The organism is Rhodococcus sp. IEGM 27 (genome assembly GCF_033142305.1).
In the GTDB taxonomy this organism is placed as follows: Bacteria; Actinomycetota; Actinomycetes; order Mycobacteriales; family Mycobacteriaceae; genus Rhodococcus_F; species Rhodococcus_F oxybenzonivorans.
Map to the genome: position 1 here is coordinate 339,336 of NZ_JAWLSG010000003.1, position 17,119 is coordinate 356,454.

The window sequence follows — 17,119 nt, forward strand, 5'->3', positions numbered from 1 at the left end:
GCGACTTCAGTGTCCTGTCGTGAGCGAACGGGGCGGTCGTGATCCCCGGAAGGTCATCGCGTCGTCGACGATCTTGCCGTGGCGAAAGGTGACGAGGTCGCGGAAGTAGTTCATGCGCAGCCGCCACGGGGCTTTCGAGCCCTGCTTCGGGAACGACTCCACCGAGCGGAGTACGTACCCCGCGGCGAAGTCGAGGAACGGTTCTTCGTCGACCGATGCGTCACGTTCGGGCACGCAGTACGTGTACCCCTTCTCGTCCATGTGCTCGAGAAGACGACACACGTACTCACAGACGAGGTCCGCCTTCAGGGTCCACGATGCGTTGGTGTACCCGATGACGAACGCGAAGTTGGGTACGCCGCTGAGCATCATGCCCTTGTAGGCCATCGTGTCCGCGAGATCGATGTCGCGGCCGTCGACGGCGAGCGTCATTCCGCCGAAGGCAAGCAGATTCAACCCGGTGGCGGTCACCACGATGTCGGCCTTCAGTTCCTCGCCCGACTTCAGGGCGATGCCGTTCTTCGTGAAGGTGTCGATGTGATCGGTGACGATCGACACCTCACCGTGACGAATGGCGCGGAACAGGTCTCCGTTGGGGACGAGGCACAGACGCTGATCCCACGGGTTGTATCGCGGCGTGAAGTGGGTGTCGATGTCGTAACCGTGAGGAAGCCACTTCGTCTGCAGTTGCCGGATGCGGCCCTTCATGAACTCCGGATAACGCTGGCACAGTTGGTAGATCGCGACCGCGACCGACGCGTTCTTCAGCCGCGTCAGGGCGTAGGCGACGCGCGCGGGAAGGTGCTTGCGGAAGCGGTTGGCCAGCGCATCCTCGGCCGGCATGGAGAGGATGTACGTGGGCGAGCGCTGCAGCATGGTGACGTGCTCGGCCTCGGCCGCCATCGACGGCGCGAGAGTCACCGCGGTCGCGCCGCTACCGATGACGACGACACGCTTGTCGGCGTAGTCGAGGTCCTCGGGCCATTGCTGGGGATGCACCACCTGGCCGTCGAATCGTTCCAGCCCCGGGAAATCCGGGGTGTAGCCCTCGTCGTACCGGTAATAGCCGCTGCAGGAGAAGAGAAAATCCGCTGTCAGCGTTATCTTCTCGCCGGAGTCCGTGCGTTCGGCCTCGACCGTCCACGTCGAAGATGCGCTCGACCATTCGGCTCGGACAACCCGATGTCCGAACCGGATGTGGCGATCGATGCCGGCCTCGGCGGCCGTTGTGCGTACGTACTCGAGGATGGAGGAGCCGTCGGCGATCGACTTGTCGTTCTCCCAGGGCCGGAACCGGTAGCCGAGGGTGTACATGTCGGAGTCGGAACGAATTCCGGGGTAGCGGAACAGGTCCCAGGTGCCGCCGATCGCGTCGCGGCCCTCGAGGATCGCGTACGTGCGGCCAGGGAACTTGTCCTGCAGGTGGTACGCGGCACCGATCCCGGAGAGGCCGGCGCCGATCACGATCACATCGAGATGCTCGACTGCGCGCTCGGTGTCGGATCGGCCGGCGGCGGTATCGGTGGACGTCATGACGGGTCGACCGCCACGTCGTCGAGCGCAACGTTGCGCGCGGAGGTGGACCGGCCGAGGGCGGCCACCTCTTCGTCCATCAACGGAAGAATCCGCGGGATGTGGGGCATAACCGCGCGATCGCCGATCCTGGAGGTGACCACCGCTTTGAACCAGCCCACCGGCCCGACCCAGCGGGGTACGTACACGCGGCGCTTGCGGCGAGACAGTGCATGCACGAAGGCGTCGACGCACGCCTGCACCGACGTCGTCTTCCCGAGGGGGCCGGGCAGAACGGCGAGGAGCTGATTGAAAGCCGACAGATCCGCCTTCGCGTCCTGCACGAGTGGAGTGTCGATCCACGACATGTGCGCCGATCCGACCGCGACACCGAGGTGAGCGAGCTCGAGGTGGAGGGCGCTGGCGAAATGCTCGACCCCAGCCTTGCTGGCGCAGTACGCGGCAAGGCCGGGTGCGGCGGTGAATGCGGCGAGCGAGGAGACGACGAGTATGTAGCCCTTGCGTTCGATGACGGACGGAAGCGCGGCCCGGACCGTGTGGAAGGCGCCGAGAATGTTGATGTCGAGAACGCGCTTGAAGGTGGCCGGGTCTACCTGCGACACCGAGCCGTAGCTGGCGATTCCTGCGTTCGCGAGCACCAGGTCGATGCCACCGAACTTCGCGACCCCGGCGTCGACGGCTCTCTGCATCGCGGGCAGGTCGCACACGTCGGCGACGGCGGCGAGGGCAACGTCGTCGCCGAGTTCGGTGACCAGAGCCTGCAGGGGCGCAGCATCCAGGTCGATCAAGACGAGCTTGGCGCCCTTTGCGGCGAGCGCACGGGCGGTGTCTGCCCCGATGCCCCGTGCGGCGCCCGTGATGAGCGCGACCTTGTTCCTGAGCGTGGGCATGGCGATCTCCTGGCGTAGTTATCTGGCACCGTCCGGTGTCAGTTTGTATCTGGAACCGGTCAGTGTCAATATTGGGTCGTGAGTTCGCCCAGGCTCGAGGAACCGGGTCGCACCTACCGCGGTGCGGGACCCCAGCAACGTCAGGAAGAGCGCCGCCTGCGCTTGATCGACGCTGCGGTCGAGGTGTTCGGCACTACCGGATACCGCTCGGCGACGGTCGGGAAGATCTGTGCGGTCGCCGGGCTCACCAAACGCTACTTCTATGAATCCTTCACCGACAGCGAGGCGCTGTTGCTCGCGGCGTATGGCACGGTGACGGATCGGTTGCGGGAGGATGTGCTCGCCGGCGCCGGCCGTGACGCCGCCGACCTCGACACCCGAGTGCGAGGCGCCCTCACCGCATTCTTCGAGTCCGTCGCCGAGGATCCCCGAATTTCGCGGATCGCGTTCCAGGAGGTTCTGGGTGTCGGGCCGGAAGTGGACCGCGCCTATCGCCGGGTCACCCTCGAGTTCGTCGACGCCGTTCTCTTCGTCATCAATCCGGCGATCGATCGGGCGCCGGATCCGCATCTGCACACCCTCGCCACCGGGCTCGTCGGTGCCGTGCTGATGATCGCGCAGCAGTGGGTGTTGTCGGAGAAACCTCAGCCCATCGAGGCGGTCATCGCCGACGCGCACACGATCCTCTCGTCCGTGCTGGGCCGCCTGACCGACTGATCGAAGCGGTCGGATTCGAATCCTCCGCCGCGATCATCGAGGTTCCGCCCGGCGAAACCGTCAGCGTGGCCGTCACGCTCACCGTTCCATCGTCGGAGGCCGGCAAGCCGCAGACCCGTCGGCTCACCATCTCCGGAGCCAACGACCAAGCCACCATCGAACCCAGGTGACCGTCGAGCAGGAAACCTCCGCGGTGCAGCTGCGCCTCGACCCCACCGTGATCAAGGCCCGCGATGTTCCACAGGGCGAAGGCATGCTGATCATCGACAATCGTAGGGGAGGTGCGGACCGACAAATAGGCCAAGGCGCAGTACCGAGCCCGGGCTGTGGTTGCAATGGGACTGGGTCGAGGGCCCGACGATCCGGGGCCGGCGCACCTCGCTCTGGCGCGCCTGGCTGGCGTGGTCGCGGTATCGGGTGGTGATCCCGTTCTGGGACAAGACGTTACCAACGATCGTCGCGTGCCTGGACACCACCTTGCGCCGGATCGGCGGGGTCCCGGCATCTGCGCTGACCGACAACGAGAAGACCGTCACCACCTTCCACATGGCCCGAATCACGTTCCGCAACACCGAGATCGTCGAGGTCGGCCGCCACTACGGGGTCACCATCCGCACCTGTGTGCCGGCGGACCCGGAGACCAAGGTGACGGAACCGGTGGTGCCGGCGGCGGAGTCGGTACCAGGTAACGCGTCATGTCGAGAAGGTCCACGATCGGATAACCACCGACACGCTCCTGTCCGACTTCACGTCGGCGGAGGACGTGCACGTGAACCTCGCGATCAAGGCCGCCTTCACCGACAACGACCACGAACACGACGCCGACCACGAAGCCGACCACGTAGGGGCGGGGGGTTTTCTGATGGCTCTGCATCGGCCGAGGCCGCGCACGAAGAAACCGGCGCAGCAGGCGGCCGGCCTCGACGGCCTCAAAGTCTCGGTCGCCCACGGCGCGACCAGCGGTGTCGAGAAGTCGAAGCAGGGTCAAGAGCGGGGGACTGGGCGGGCTGACCAACTAGGTCTCCGTCAGACAGCTGCGCAAAGGAACTGGGCAACGAGGGTTTGCGGCAGGCGGCGATCGATGCCGGCCGCACCCGACCATCGGATCGCACGCTGCGCCGGTGGACGCAACAGGGCCGCATCCCGCACCCGGATGTCTAACTACCCCGAGAACAAGGGGTTCGACAGGTACAGCGACCTGTTCGGGTTCCACTTCGACTCGGTCCACATCGGCTGGATCTGATTCCGAGAGGACACGTCGTATCGGTATGTCCGCGAACGGATCGAAACGGATATTGTTCTCGCTCAGTAACACTGATGTTACGACGAAGCTTTCACCCGGCTGTGCATCGTGTTCATCGAGTCGCCGCGTCCGTCTCCGGCTCAATCGATTTGATGCGCGTGGAACCGCTGTCGTGTTGTTCGCCCGCTCGGCAAGGAGGTCGCCCCGGGCGTTGCCGGGGTAGGCGCCGGAGATCCAGGCATGTCGGATCGGATGTACTGAGCCGGGAGGGGTACACGGCGCACGAGCGGCCGGGTATCGACGCTGCGCAAAAAAACATTTACGCAGCATCGACCCGAAAATCGCAGGTGAGGACACTTTTCGTCCTGTAGTACGCGAACGGCGGGTCTTTGCCTACGGTTTCGCGCAGGTCGGGGCCGAAACGGCGTGTCAAGCCGGCCTCGGGGCGTGGTGTCCCGCTCTCGGCAGACGTTGTTTTGACTGCGGCGAGGATGGGGCAATCGGGGTGCACGGTCGATTCGATTGCCGGCGGTCGGGCGATCGAGGTTCCGTGCGTTCACCCGAGCAGCGCGCGGAACCGACCCTTACCCGTGGTCGGGACGGTGTGAGGTGAGCAGCAGGTGGTCGAACCGTGCCCGCACGTGGTCGGGGAGCACGGTGGTGGTGGTGATGGTGGCGACGAGAAGTTCGGCGACGGTGCGGAGTTTGGTGTTGGTCTGCTGGGAGTGCCAGGTGAGGATGTCGAACGCGCGGTCGGCGGTGATGGTGTAGGCGAGCATCAGCACCCCCTTGGCCTGCTCGATCACCGCCCGCGACTTCTCGAGTTCGACGACGATCTCGTCGACCATGTCGCGGCGGTCCCAGTCCCGCAGGTCGGTGACGTCGATGTAGAACCCGCTCGTCCCGAGCACCTGGTCGTGCTCGTCGAGCATCCGGTCGCCGACGACGAGGACGTGGTGGACCTGGCCGGTGGTGTCGAGGATGCGGTGCCGGCTGCTGAAGGGTTGGCCGTCGGCGATCATCTTGTCGAACAGGGCGGCGACCTGGGGGTGGTCGTCGGGGTGTTTGTGGGAGAGCAGCAGCTCGGTGGTCGGGATGATTTGGCCGGGGGTGTAGCCGTGGATGGCGGCGACGGTGTCCGACCATTCCCATCGGTGACCGTCGAGGAAGAACTGGAAACTGCCCACCCGCTGCGGGACACCTGCCCCGACGATTTCGTCGAGATCACTCACGATCCGGTACCTCCCGGCCCAGCGCATCCGCGAGCCATCGTCGTCATTATCCCGCGCTGGCTCGGCGGACACCGGAAGTGTCCCACACCCGCCGCGAGCGGCGGAAACGCTCCCGGAACAGATGGCCCGGGCCGGTGTGTGCGGGCAGTCGCGCCGGGCACTCCGATCAGTCCCGCCGCCGCGGTGGGCGGCGGGACTGGTGCGGCGGGTCGGCGACCCGGAGATCGCAGCCCTGCCGGTGCCTGGGTGATGGAGTCGATCGTCGCGGTGGCCAGGCCTCGGAGACCGGTAGGCCCCGGCCGAGCATTCGCTCGCGGCGAGTTTCCTTGGTGCCTGGTGGTGTCGGGTCCTGCCGGTAGGGTCCGCTTGTGACGATCGAACAGGTGAGGGTAACCGTCAGCGGCGCAATGGATATGGCGCACGTCGTCGACGGTTGGGGTGCGGTACCGGAGCTCACCGAGGAGACGGCCGCCCGGATCGCCGGCGCCGTTAGCGCGTCGCGGGCGCCGGCGACCCGCCGGGTCTACGCGTCGGATTGGCGACGGTTCCGCAGCTGGTGCGACACGAACGGGCACCAGGCGTTGCCGGCGCACCCGGTCACCGTCGCCGCCTATCTGGTCGACGCCGCCGACACCCTCACCGAAACGGGGGAGAGGGCGTACTCACCGGCGAGTCTGAACCGGTGGGTGTCGGTGATCGGGCACGACCACCGCACCGCCGACCTCCCCAACCCGTGCGGGGAAGCACTGGTGACATCGACGCTGTCGGGGATCCGCCGTGACTATGCGTCGAACGGTGATCGACCCCGCAGTCCGCGGGCGCCGCTGCTGGTCGAGGACATCCTCGCCATCGTCGGAACTGCTCGGCAGGCTGTTACCGGGTGGGCGGCCGAGGTCTATGAGCGTCGCGATTGCGCGTTGCTGCTGATGGGGTTCGCCGGCGCCTTCCGACGCAGCGACCTCGTCGGCCTCACCTGCGGCGACGTCACCGTGCACCGGCTCGACGGCGTCCATGTGCGGCTGCGGCGGTCCAAGACCGACCAGGAAGGTGCCGGGGCGGTGCGGGCGCTGCCCTTCACCGCCTCGCACGCGAGTTGCCCGCCGTGCGCCTATGTTCGGTGGGCGCAGGTCGTCGCCGCCTACGACACCGCAGGGCGGCCGGGCCCGCCAGCAGCCTTGACCAAGACTAGTTCGCCACTCAAGATTCCTCACCCCAGGTCCAAGCGCCGGCTTCAAGGACGATTCGCTGACACAGGACAGCGGTCTTCGCTGAAGTCTTCGTGGTCGCGGTGGCGGTGTGGTCGGCGAGGTGCACGGTGGCGGCGAAGCGGGGTGCGTGCGCAGGCCAGTCGGTGAGGAACTCCCATTCGGGCGGGGTGGCAGAGCAAGTCTCTGAGCCGTTCCGGGGTCACGCGCGTGTCGTCGGGTCCGGTCTTTTACGTCGCTTCGACATGCCGTGAAGGGTAATGGTGTGGTCGATGCAGCGTGTGACGAAGGCGCTGTCGAGGGGCTGGTCGCCGACCAGTAACCGGAAATACAGGGGGGCGGACAGGGTTTCGAGAACTTCTCGGGGGTTCACGTCTTCGGGTAGTTCGCCGCGTTCGATGGCTCTACGGATGACGTGGGAGGTCCGTTCGAAGCGGTCGTTCCAGAAGCGATGGCGTGCGGCGGCGACGTCCGGGTCGGCGGAGAGGGCGATGGTGGTGGCCAGTAACCGCGCGATGCCGGGGCGGGAGATCAGGTGGGAGATTTGTTCGGCGAGTTGGTGTAGGTCTCCGCGCAGGGTGCCGGTGTCCGGTGTGGGGTTGCCCGCGGCCGCGAGTTCGGTGACGGCGTCGGCGACGAGGGCGGTGCGGGTGCCCCAGCGTCGGTAGATCGTTGTCTCGGCGACACCGGCTCGGGCCGCGACGTCCCCGATGGTCAAGCCCTCGATGCCGTGTTCCGCGACCTGATCCAGCGTGGCGGTGAGTACGGCCTCTCGCACGCGTGCGGAGCGTCCTCCGGTCCGCTTGCGCGGGGCTGGAGAGGTTGCCGGTTGCGCGTTCTGGGGATCGTTCCCACGCTGGTGGTTCATGGCCCTGTTTCTACTCGACGGCCGGAACATCCGCTGAACCGCGCTGGCCTTCAAGCAGGCAGGTTGTCCGGCGGCGTCGTACCGGTCAGCGCAGGTATCCGGTGATCCAGTTACTGAATTCGCAGGCCAGATGCCACTGATGTTCGGCGATGTACAGACTTGGAACCGCAGCGGGGAAGGCGACTTTGAGTTGGCTGCGGAAACCCCTTCCGGGTTCGTCGCGGAATTGGTGGCAGACACTGCCGATGAGTTCTCCGCTGGCGAGCGAGGCGGTTCCGGCGACGGTGATCGGGTAGTTCGGGTCGGCGGGGACCGTCACTCGTGCCCGGTCGCTGTAGTCGACGAAGAAACGACTGGCCAGCACGGCGCCGCCGGTCACCTCGATGACCTCCTGGCGCCCGTCAGGGCCGGTAGTGATGATGTAGTGGTCCGGGCACGCGTCGGTCCACACCGTACGGTCGTCAGCCTCTTTGGCCCGATTGAACCAATCCACGAAACCTTCGGCGCTGCCGCGATCGCTGACGATCTCGGCGACAGACACCGCCCATCGGCCGCCCGAGGCGGCGAGCGCGGTCCGCGTTCCGACTTCGGAGGCGGAAATTTCCGCGGCGACCAGCTCCCGAAGCCCGTCTAGGCCGATCAGCGCGCGGACTCGCGCCAGGGCTGCTCGTGCGGCGGGGATGTCGTCGACGGCAACTGTGTATCGCCCGATGAGCGAATCCAGCTCGCCGCGCAGCAGGCCGGCGTAGTCCTTCGACAACCGCGCGGCCGCAACGGAAATGCGCCGTCGCTCCCACTCGACCACTCTGGACTGCTCGACGAGCGCACCGTCGAGGAATGTCCGCAACCGGGGGGCCGTCACCGGCGAAGCCGGGACTGCAGCCGCCGTCCCCGCACCGGCGTACGCCGCGGCCGCGGTCGCCGTTGCCCCGGCTGCGCGGATGATGAAGTCTCTCCTGGTCAGCATCGACCGAATCCTCTCGCTTGCTCCCACGTGCCGGACGTTGAGGAGACGCAAATTAACGCAACTTATTCTTGCGTTAACACAGCATCGGTGATGCACATCAACGTTGTCAACGGCTCTCGTCCTCGAGAAGTCGGGGACTTGCGGTCTCCTGGCCCAGAATGCAACCATGCTTAAAGCAAGATCTTCTAGCTTTAATGTTGTGGTCGTTGGCTGGCCCTGTGCCGCGTTTGGCCACGTGATCATTGATCGCTGATCGGGAAACGGGAGAACACTCTTCCCCTTCCCGAGGAGATCACCGAACAGGAAAGGCAGGACCCCATGGTCGAATCCATCGAAATCCGCGCGGTCGTGGGTGAAGAAAGAGCGTCGCGCGCGCAGGTCCAGGCGTGGGAGTCGCGCCGGGCCGAAGCAGTACTTCAGAAGTTCGCCACCCGCCTCGGCCACCGCGGAGTAGTTGAACTCATGCCGGACCGCACGATCGAGGAGCTGCTCGATGCTCCTCTCGATGTGCAGCGGTCCGCACTGACGACACTGAAAACCCGGCTCGGTCACGCCGGCGTGTACGCCATGCTCAGGCACGAACTGGCCCTGTCCGAGCGAATGGCCCGGATCGGTGTAGCCGTGAGCAGGGGGCGCACCAAGCACGCCGTCACCCGTCTCGAAGTACCGAACTACTCTGCCGAGCGGTTCGCCGCGTGGTTCGACAACCTCACCGCCGCAAACGTCGAGACCGACATGATCGATGCCTGCCCCGACCATTACCTGCTGCGTGGTCTGCCCGACGGCCGTCAGGAAGTCGTCGAAACCACCGGGGGATCGCCGACTGCATCGCGGTTCGTCATCGACTACGGGCCGACCGATGCCCTGACCATCCCGATCAGTCCCAGCTATCCCCTCCAGATCGCAGGCCGAGCCGTCCTCGACGACGGCCTGGTCATCGGCGGGGTCCGTCATCAACTCCGTGACCGCGACGGCACACTCGAAGCTCTACTGACCGTGCAGTTCCCAGGAACTCTGCCCGCCAGGCTAATTCGTCAACACCAGTGGCATCTGGCAGTCGAGTTCAGCAACTGGATGATCGCGGCAGCTCCGGTCGCGGCTGCATCGTAGCTGCGAGCCAAGCCATTTCTGCCCGATCGCCCAACCCGGGATGCCTTCCGTTTCGTTGCGGGTACGGTGTCCATGCCCTCGACGAGGGCATGGACACCGTACTGGTCACGGATGAGATGACCCCACACGCCTATTTCGCCGCAGTATCAGTGTGTGCGAGCGAGGCACCGAACCACTCTGCCGCCTTGACGGCGGCGATGTTGGTGTCGCGCTGGTCGGAGTACAGGCTCATGTGACTGACCGCGGGCAGGATCTCGAGCCGTTTGTGTGGGGACGCGATCTCATTTAAGGCGGCGATCTCCCGATCCCACATGGTGATGTTGTCGCCCTCGGCGACGATCATCATCACCCGGGTGTCGAGGATGCGGGGCAGGAACGGGAACACCGAGTAGTTGAGCAGCAGTTCGGTGGACTCCATGGTGCTCCAATGCTCGTGCCGCGCCGCCTCGCCGGACTGTTGAAGCTTGGAGAAGACCTCGTTGATCCGCGGGAACGGCCAAGTCGACAGCTCCGCAGACGGGTTCGTCGAGCTCATCGGCAGCACGGCCTCGCTGCCACCGGTGGCGCGGGTCCGACGATCGGCGGTCAGGGCGGCCGCGAGTTCGGCGAACGCGATCTCCCCGTGTGCGCGGCGCATGTTGTCGTAGCCCTCCACCACGGGCACCACGCTGACCGCTGCCTTGATGCGCGGATCGGAGGCCGCGAGGATCAGCACGTGGCCGCCGCTGTAGGAGATGCCGAAAACACCGAGCCTGTCTGGATCGACGTCCTCCCTGCCCTCGACATAGGTCAGGGCGTTCTTGTAGTCGGAGATCTGCTCCCACGGATCGATGTGCTGGCGGCGTTCGCCCGAGCTCTCACCGAAGCCGCGGTAATCGAATCCGAGGAACTGCACCTGCTGCTCGGCGACGATGCGGGCCACGTGCGGCAGGACGATCTCCTTGACGTAACACCACCCGCCGCCAGCGACGACCGTGGGAAGCGGACCGGTTGCGCCTTCGGGACGAAACAGGGTTCCGACCAGCGTTTCGCCGTCGCTGGTGAAGGTGACGCGCTGCTCCTGCATGACAGATGCCTCCTCTATAGGGATTCGGGGACTTGAAAAGACGAGCTGGGCGTTGCGGGCTCGTCAGGAGACGAGGCTGGTTTCCGGCACGATCACTCTGTGGCGCCAAGAGGGTTCGGGATGATCGGCAGGAGAAGTCGGGAGGGTGTATCAGGTCCGGTGTGGACGGTGGTGCGGCCGCCGTAGATGGCGGGGGGACGGTCGGCGGGGTGGTTGTGCAGGAAGGGACCGGAGCCGCGGGCGGTCCATGCACCGGTCGGGTCGTCCGGTGTGGGCCGTTCGAAGTCGTGTCCGCTGATCTGGAGTGCGATGCGATAGCCGGCGGGGAGGATGATGCAGGTGGGCCAGATCTCCACTTGCACTTCATAAATCTCTCCGGGGTGGAGAGGCTGCAATTCGTCATGGGTGTGATATGGCCGGTACGGCAGGCTCTTTCGGGTGTCGAGCTTGCGGTGTGATGCTCGCAGCCACCCTTGTGCCAGAGGGGTGGCCGGATCGATCGTGCCAGGGAAGTGCACCTCGCGCCCGTCCGGGGCGAAGGCTTGGAGCGTGAGGAACAGATCGGCGTCGCTGGTGGTGGAGGAGATGAACAGTGTCGCCGCGAGCGGCCCGGTCAGTTCGGTCTCGGTATCGAGCGGCGCAGTCAGAAAGGTGACCGGTTCGCCGAGGGCGTCAAAGGGCACCTCGGTCGCCTCGCCCGTGGCCGGCGCAGGCCCCAGTGTCAGGTCTGCACCGAGGTAGGAGTTGGTCCACGCGGTGCGGGCGAGGGGCCACTCCCTCTCGCCCCGCGGCTCGGTGTCTGTGGTGAAAGGACGACGCAGCCGGAGCAATACCGGCGGTTGCTGATCCCAGCCGTTGTCTTCGCCTTTGAGGAAGTGGTCGAGGAACCGTTTCTGTAGTTCCATCCCTTCGGCGAGGTAGAACCACTCTTCGTGGCGCCCTGGGTGGGTTTCGAGCCACTTGTCGGTTGCCGCGGCCTGGGTGAAAGCCTCAAAGTTTCCGCGAGGATGCAGCCCGTAGCCGGCGAGGCTGGCCGCACTGAGGAAGGGCACCGTCACGCGTGACCAATCGGCGGAGCGTGTGCGGTAGTGCTCGTCGTCGAGGGGATGAGCGAGTGCCTCTTCGAGGAGTTCGATACGGTTGGCTAGCAAATCCGCCTCGGTGAGTTTCTCCGGGCCAGTCGCTGGTTCCCCCAGCCAGGGGTCGGTGGGTCCCTCCGGGTTGCCGTGTTGGACGGACAGCACCTGGCGGGGGTACCAGGCTTGTTGGAAGTTGTTACTCAGGATGCCGCCGTGGCGTGCCTTGTCGCGGTACGCGTCACCGGCACCCTCCCAGGGGACCATCGCGGTAAGGTGCGGCGGCTGTAGGCAGGCGACCAACCACTGGGTGATCGCGTAGTACGAGATGCCGTTCAGCCCGACCTTGCCGGTGCTCCAGGGCTGTGTTCCCGCCCATTCGATCGCCTCGTAATAGTCGCGGATCTCGCGCGGTGACTGCGGATCCAGGAAGCCGGGACTCCGGCCCGCGCCGCGGGAGTCGACGCGCACCACCGCGTACCCCCAGGCCACCCAGATCTCCGGATCGGCGGTCTCCCAGGTCAAGTACGACCGGGTCGAACCAGCGAGCAACTCGGGGTGGGTCCGGTCGAGCCATTCCCATTGTTTGGGGTAGGCCTGCTGGAATGGGACTCCCTTGCCATAGGGGCCCAGCGTCATGATCACGGGAACAGGAGTCGAGTCGTCCGGCCGGAAGACATCGGCCCGCAGGACGATTCCGTCATCCATCTCGATGGGTACGTCACGTTCGATGATCATCATCTACCTCCAGTAATCACAATAGGTTCACAGGAACTGACTTTCCGGGGTCGTGATGGGTGCTGCACCGCACGCGCTCTGACGAGCGCGAGTTCGACCGTTGTTCGCGCCGGCGCAGACGGTCTCGCGGAACCGGTGCGCCGCCGACTGCGGCACCAGCGGCCATCACATGGTGGCGGTGGCGTCGCGTCGAAGATCTGCAGTCTGCTCAGCAACCGGATCCGCCGCCTGTTCACCGTTGCGTGGCAGCAGGAGCGCCACCACCGCTGCCAGGGCGAAGAAGCCGGCGCACACAATCAGTCCACCACTGAAGCCGATCACGCCCGCCAGTCCGGCGAGGCCGAAGGGCGCCAATGCGGACACACCGCGGCCGACGTTGAAGCAGAACCCCGCGCCGGTGGCGCGGACCCGGGTCGGGAACAGCTCACCCAGATAGGACCCGAACAAGCCGAAGAACGCAGTGAAGGCACCGAACAACGGACCGAGCCACATCAAAGCGGTCTGGTCGGTGGTGAGAGCGTAGACGGGCATGGTGACCGCCACACCGAGAAGAGTGAGGATGATCGTCCGTCGTCTACCGATACTGTCCGCCAGAAAGCCGAATCCGTTGTAGCCGAGAAACATTCCCACGTTCAATATCATCACGAACAACGCCACGGATTCCGGGGGCAGATCGCGTTCGGTGGTGAGATAAGTCGGCAACCAGGTCGTCGCGCCCCAGTACCCGGTCAGGGCCAGCGCCGCCATCGCCGTGCCCAGCACGGTCCTGCGGCGTAGGGACCCTCCCAGCACGTCACGGACCGAGACGACGTCGGTAACGTGCGCGGCCTTATCGGCGGCCCAGGTGGCCGACTCCCGGAAGAACACCAGAACAATGAAGGTCGGGAGGACCACCGCCGTGCCGGCGACGAGGAACATCAGTCGCCAGTCCGGCAGAAACTGTCCGGAGATGACTGCCGCGAGCGCTCCGCCGGCGGGAAACGCGCTGATCACGAAAGCGGCGGCGCGCCCGCGGCTCTTGGTCGGCCACGTCTCGACCACGTATGCGGATACGACACTCCATACTGCACCGAGACCGATTCCTGCGAGGAACCGCAGGATCAGGAAGACGGTGAAGTTCGGCACGACCGCGATGGCCGCGGTGAACAGGCCGAAGATGACGAGCGATGCAATCAGCGCCTTCTTGCGGCCGAAGTTGTCCGCCACGTAGCCGCCCATGACGCTGCTGACACCGATGCCGAGGAGCGTGGCGGTCGCGAGGAGACCGGCCTGGGTCACCGAAAGGCCCATGTCAACGCGAATCGCCGGCAGCGCCAGAGACAGCAGAACGATCTCCAGCGCGTCGAACAGATAGGCAAGGAAACATCCGCCTAACACAATCCAACGAGTACGTCGCATCTTTCATCTCCTTGTCGCGCTGCCGAAAGCCCATGGGGCAGCAATGAACGTCTTTTTCTCTGATGGTGGGACGTCGGCCGGGATTGCGGCGAAGGGCAATGCCGCCGATGGTGCCGCACCCCTGGTGCGACCGGAGAGGGGCACACCCGGATCGGCGGTACTCGTCACGTCTCACTCCGATGATCTCGCGGAGAAGTCCGAAGGCTCGGAAGGCGTTGTCAGTGCCGACGGGATAGGTGTACACCATTGCTGGACCCACTGTCCTGTGCTGATTGAATGTGCTCGTCGTCACTTTGTCAACCAGCCCCGTGTCTTAGCACAGCCCGGAAGCCAATTATCCCTGTTCAGAGATTTCTACCGTATGCCGATGGGCCTGGAATGTGCGGCGCGGTGAGCTCAAGCGTACGCGAAGCACACCAACAGTGTGCTGTATTGGTTGACACTTGCGTGATCTGCGTCCTACCGTGAGAGGCGCAGCCGCAGTTCACCTGCGCCTCTCACTAACTTTGGAGAATTCCTGTGACGTCCCCCAACGTGCTCGGCGACTCGGTCGCAGCGATCAAGGCCGAAATCCTGACGCTCGAGGACACGCGCTACGACGCGGTCATCGGCGGCGACTTCGAGTTGTTCGCCGCCCTGTGCCACCCGGACCTGACCTACAGCCACTCCGACGGCTCGCGCGACACGGTCGAGTCTTACCTGCGTAAATGCCGCGACAAGTTTTACGTGTACCACCGCATCGATCACCCGGTCGTCGACGTGCTGGTGCACGGGGATGTCGTGGTCGTGGTCGGCGAGATGAACGCCGCGATCACCGCCAACGGTACGGACAAGGAACTGGCCAACAACTCCATCGCGGTCTGGACCCGCTACGAGGGTGCATGGAAGTTGCTCGCCTATCAGCCCACCCCACGCCGATGAGAGCCGTGACCGCGACCTCCGAGAAAGCGACGATGGTGTTCGAGCACGAGACACTGGCCCAACGTGTGCTGTTCGGGGCCGGGCGCGCGGTCGAGAATCTGACCGCCGAAGTCGGCAGACTCGGTGCCTCGGCGGTCATGGTCATCGCGGCCACCGAAAGCGAACTCGTCCAGAAGATCTGCGCGGGAATCGACATCGCGGTGCTGTTCGACGATGTCGCCCCGCACGTGCCGGTGGACCTCGCCGAACGGGTCCGCGAGGTGGCCGCGCAGCACCGGATCGACCTTTTGGTCAGCATCGGCGGCGGCTCGACCACCGGTCTGGCCAAGGCCGTCGCGCTGACCACCGGAATCCCGATCGTCGCCGTCCCCACCACCTACGCCGGGTCCGAGGCAACGAATGTGTGGGGCATGACCGAGGCCGCCCGCAAGACCACCGGCGTCGACGCCCGTGTGCTGCCGACGACCGTGATCTACGACGCGACCTGCATGCTGACCCTGCCCGGCGACCTTGCGGTGGCCTCGGGACTCAACGCCCTCGCCCATGGGGTCGACGCGATGTGGGCGCCGCGGGCCGATCCGATCAACCGGGCACTGGCCGCCGAGTCGATCCGCGCCCTGGCGCGGGGCATGCGGGCGATCAGCGCCGACTCCACCGGCCTGGCCGGACACGAGCAGAGCCTGTACGGCGCCTACCTGTCGGCGGTGTCGTTCGCGTCCGCCGGCTCGGGGATGCATCACAAGATCTGCCACGTCCTCGGCGGCGCGTACAACCTCCCGCACGCGCAGACCCACGCCATCGTGCTTCCGCACGTGCTCGCCTTCAACGCCGCCAGTGCCCCGGAGGCGGCCAGCCGCATCGCCGCGGCGCTGGAGTCCGACGACGCGGTATGCGGACTCGAATCTCTGCGCCGCGACGTGCACGCCCCCACCGCGCTGCGGGAGATCGGCCTGGAGGAAGCGAATCTCGCCGAGGCCGTGGAACTGATCATGCCGGTGATCCCCCCGTCGAATCCACGACCGGTCACCGCGCAGGCGCTGTCCACGCTGCTGCGTAACGCCTGGTCCGGTGCCGACGCCGAGCACACGAGGATGTGACATGAGCACCGAGACCACCACCGACCCCGTGCACGACGAGCAGCACCTGCAGGCACAGCGGGAACGGGCGCTGACCGACCGGGTGATCGCCAGTTGGGCCGGGAACTCCGACGAACGCCTCGCGCAGATCCTCACTGCCCTGACCGAACACCTGCACGCCTTCGTACGCGAGGTCCGTCTGACCGAGTCCGAGTGGACGAAGGGGATCGATTTCCTGCGGGCGGTCGGCGACATCACCGACGACAACCGGCAGGAATTCATCCTGCTCTCCGATGTCTTCGGGGTGTCCATGCAGACCGTCACCGTCGCCAACCAGGCCGTCGGCGATGCAACCGAGGCCACGGTGTTCGGCCCGTTTTTCGTCGACGACTCCCCGCCGATCGCCCACGGTGGCGACCTGTCCGCCGGAGCCTCAGGCCAACCGTGCTGGATCGAGGGCACCGTCACCGACACCGGCGGCACTCCAGTTCCCGGTGCCCGCATCGAGATCTGGGAGGCCGACGACGACGGGTTCTACGACGTCCAGTACGACGACGACCGCACCGCCGCCCGCGGGCACCTGTTCGCCGACCAGGACGGCCGCTACCGGCTGTGGGGGTTGACGCCCACGCCCTATCCCATCCCGCACGACGGTCCGGTCGGTGCACTCCTGGCGGCGTGCGGACGCTCGCCCATGCGCCCGGCGCACCTGCACTTCATGGTCACCGCCGACGGCAAACGCACCCTGATCACCCACATCTTCGTCCGCGGCGGCGAATTCACCGACTCCGACGCGGTTTTCGGTGTCAAGGAGTCCCTGATCGCCGACTTCGCCGAGCAGGCACCCGGAACCCCCGCCCCCGACGGGCGCGACCTGACCGGCCGCAGCTGGTCCCGCGTCCGCTTCGACATCGTCCTCGCCGACGACACCCACTGACTCAGTAACTCGCCCACATCGACCACTCCGACCGGCCGTCGGCCTCGCGGTGCCAGTGCCCCTCCAGGCAGCACACCATGGTGCGGGGTGTCGAGTACATCGAGTCGATCCGGCAGTGACCGACACACAACTCTCGAGGAGA

General features: G+C 65.9%; 14 protein-coding genes and 2 pseudogenes. 8 read left to right on the plus strand and 8 right to left on the minus strand.

Annotated elements, in window-relative coordinates:
• Window positions 1–6 precede the first annotated feature (6 nt).
• Both R4P95_RS12505 and R4P95_RS12510 read right to left on the minus strand, forming a co-directional pair.
• Window positions 7–1,533, minus strand: a complete 1,527-nt coding sequence (locus R4P95_RS12505) for an NAD(P)/FAD-dependent oxidoreductase (protein WP_317744345.1) — start codon at window positions 1,531–1,533, stop codon at window positions 7–9.
• Window positions 1,530–2,423, minus strand: coding sequence for an SDR family oxidoreductase (locus R4P95_RS12510; protein ID WP_213575812.1), 894 nt, complete (start codon window positions 2,421–2,423; stop codon window positions 1,530–1,532). Before R4P95_RS12510 ends, R4P95_RS12505 begins: the two co-directional genes overlap by 4 nt.
• A gap of 78 nt (window positions 2,424–2,501) precedes the next feature.
• On the opposite strand from R4P95_RS12510, the gene R4P95_RS12515 reads away from it, so the two are divergent.
• The 3 genes and pseudogenes from R4P95_RS12515 to R4P95_RS12525 all read left to right on the plus strand — a co-directional run.
• Window positions 2,502–3,140, plus strand: a complete 639-nt coding sequence (locus tag R4P95_RS12515; RefSeq protein ID WP_213575813.1) for a TetR/AcrR family transcriptional regulator — start codon at window positions 2,502–2,504, stop codon at window positions 3,138–3,140.
• 312 nt (window positions 3,141–3,452) lie between these two features.
• Window positions 3,453–3,786, plus strand: a pseudogene (locus R4P95_RS12520) (DDE-type integrase/transposase/recombinase); the annotation flags it as partial.
• 216 nt (window positions 3,787–4,002) lie between these two features.
• A pseudogene (locus tag R4P95_RS12525) lies at window positions 4,003–4,298 on the plus strand (hypothetical protein); the annotation flags it as partial.
• Between the two features lie 669 nt (window positions 4,299–4,967).
• On the opposite strand, the gene R4P95_RS12530 reads toward R4P95_RS12525, so the two are convergent.
• Window positions 4,968–5,642, minus strand: a complete 675-nt coding sequence (locus R4P95_RS12530) for a PAS and ANTAR domain-containing protein (RefSeq protein WP_317744626.1) — start codon at window positions 5,640–5,642, stop codon at window positions 4,968–4,970.
• A 341-nt stretch (window positions 5,643–5,983) separates the two neighbouring features.
• Between R4P95_RS12530 and R4P95_RS12535 the strand changes: the two genes are divergently transcribed.
• Window positions 5,984–6,970, plus strand: a complete 987-nt coding sequence (locus R4P95_RS12535) for an integrase (protein WP_317744344.1) — start codon at window positions 5,984–5,986, stop codon at window positions 6,968–6,970.
• Window positions 6,971–7,022: 52 nt separating this feature from the next.
• Here the strand turns inward: R4P95_RS12535 and R4P95_RS12540 are convergent, their stop codons facing one another.
• Window positions 7,023–7,598, minus strand: coding sequence for a TetR/AcrR family transcriptional regulator (locus R4P95_RS12540; protein ID WP_317744343.1), 576 nt, complete (start codon window positions 7,596–7,598; stop codon window positions 7,023–7,025).
• A gap of 175 nt (window positions 7,599–7,773) precedes the next feature.
• A complete protein-coding gene (locus R4P95_RS12545) occupies window positions 7,774–8,655 on the minus strand; it encodes a hypothetical protein (protein ID WP_317744342.1) in 882 nt (293 codons plus the stop codon).
• Between the two features lie 318 nt (window positions 8,656–8,973).
• Here R4P95_RS12545 and R4P95_RS12550 point away from each other — a divergent pair, with 318 nt between their 5' ends.
• A complete protein-coding gene (locus R4P95_RS12550; protein WP_317744341.1) occupies window positions 8,974–9,765 on the plus strand; it encodes a hypothetical protein in 792 nt (263 codons plus the stop codon).
• Between the two features lie 130 nt (window positions 9,766–9,895).
• Here R4P95_RS12550 and R4P95_RS12555 read toward each other — a convergent pair whose 3' ends face one another.
• The 3 genes from R4P95_RS12555 to R4P95_RS12565 form a co-directional block, all read right to left on the minus strand.
• Window positions 9,896–10,831 (minus strand): alpha/beta hydrolase, encoded by a 936-nt coding sequence (locus tag R4P95_RS12555; protein ID WP_317744340.1) that lies wholly within the window; start codon window positions 10,829–10,831, stop codon window positions 9,896–9,898.
• Window positions 10,832–10,923: 92 nt separating this feature from the next.
• Window positions 10,924–12,648, minus strand: a complete 1,725-nt coding sequence (locus tag R4P95_RS12560) for a CocE/NonD family hydrolase (RefSeq protein WP_317744339.1) — start codon at window positions 12,646–12,648, stop codon at window positions 10,924–10,926.
• 162 nt (window positions 12,649–12,810) lie between these two features.
• Window positions 12,811–14,043: an MFS transporter gene (locus R4P95_RS12565; RefSeq protein WP_317744338.1), complete on the minus strand. Its 1,233-nt coding sequence runs from the start codon at window positions 14,041–14,043 to the stop codon at window positions 12,811–12,813.
• 519 nt (window positions 14,044–14,562) lie between these two features.
• Between R4P95_RS12565 and R4P95_RS12570 the strand changes: the two genes are divergently transcribed.
• The 3 genes from R4P95_RS12570 to R4P95_RS12580 are packed head-to-tail and all read left to right on the plus strand — an operon-like array spanning window position 14,563 to window position 16,977.
• The gene (locus R4P95_RS12570) at window positions 14,563–14,964 is read left to right on the plus strand and encodes a nuclear transport factor 2 family protein (protein WP_317744337.1); all 402 of its coding nucleotides are present in this window, start codon (window positions 14,563–14,565) and stop codon (window positions 14,962–14,964) included.
• Window positions 14,965–14,996: 32 nt separating this feature from the next.
• Complete coding sequence (locus tag R4P95_RS12575; RefSeq protein ID WP_317744625.1) at window positions 14,997–16,061, plus strand: maleylacetate reductase; 1,065 nt, start codon at window positions 14,997–14,999, stop codon at window positions 16,059–16,061.
• A gap of 1 nt (window position 16,062) precedes the next feature.
• The gene (locus R4P95_RS12580; RefSeq protein ID WP_317744336.1) at window positions 16,063–16,977 is read left to right on the plus strand and encodes a dioxygenase; all 915 of its coding nucleotides are present in this window, start codon (window positions 16,063–16,065) and stop codon (window positions 16,975–16,977) included.
• Window positions 16,978–17,119: the final 142 nt, after the last annotated feature.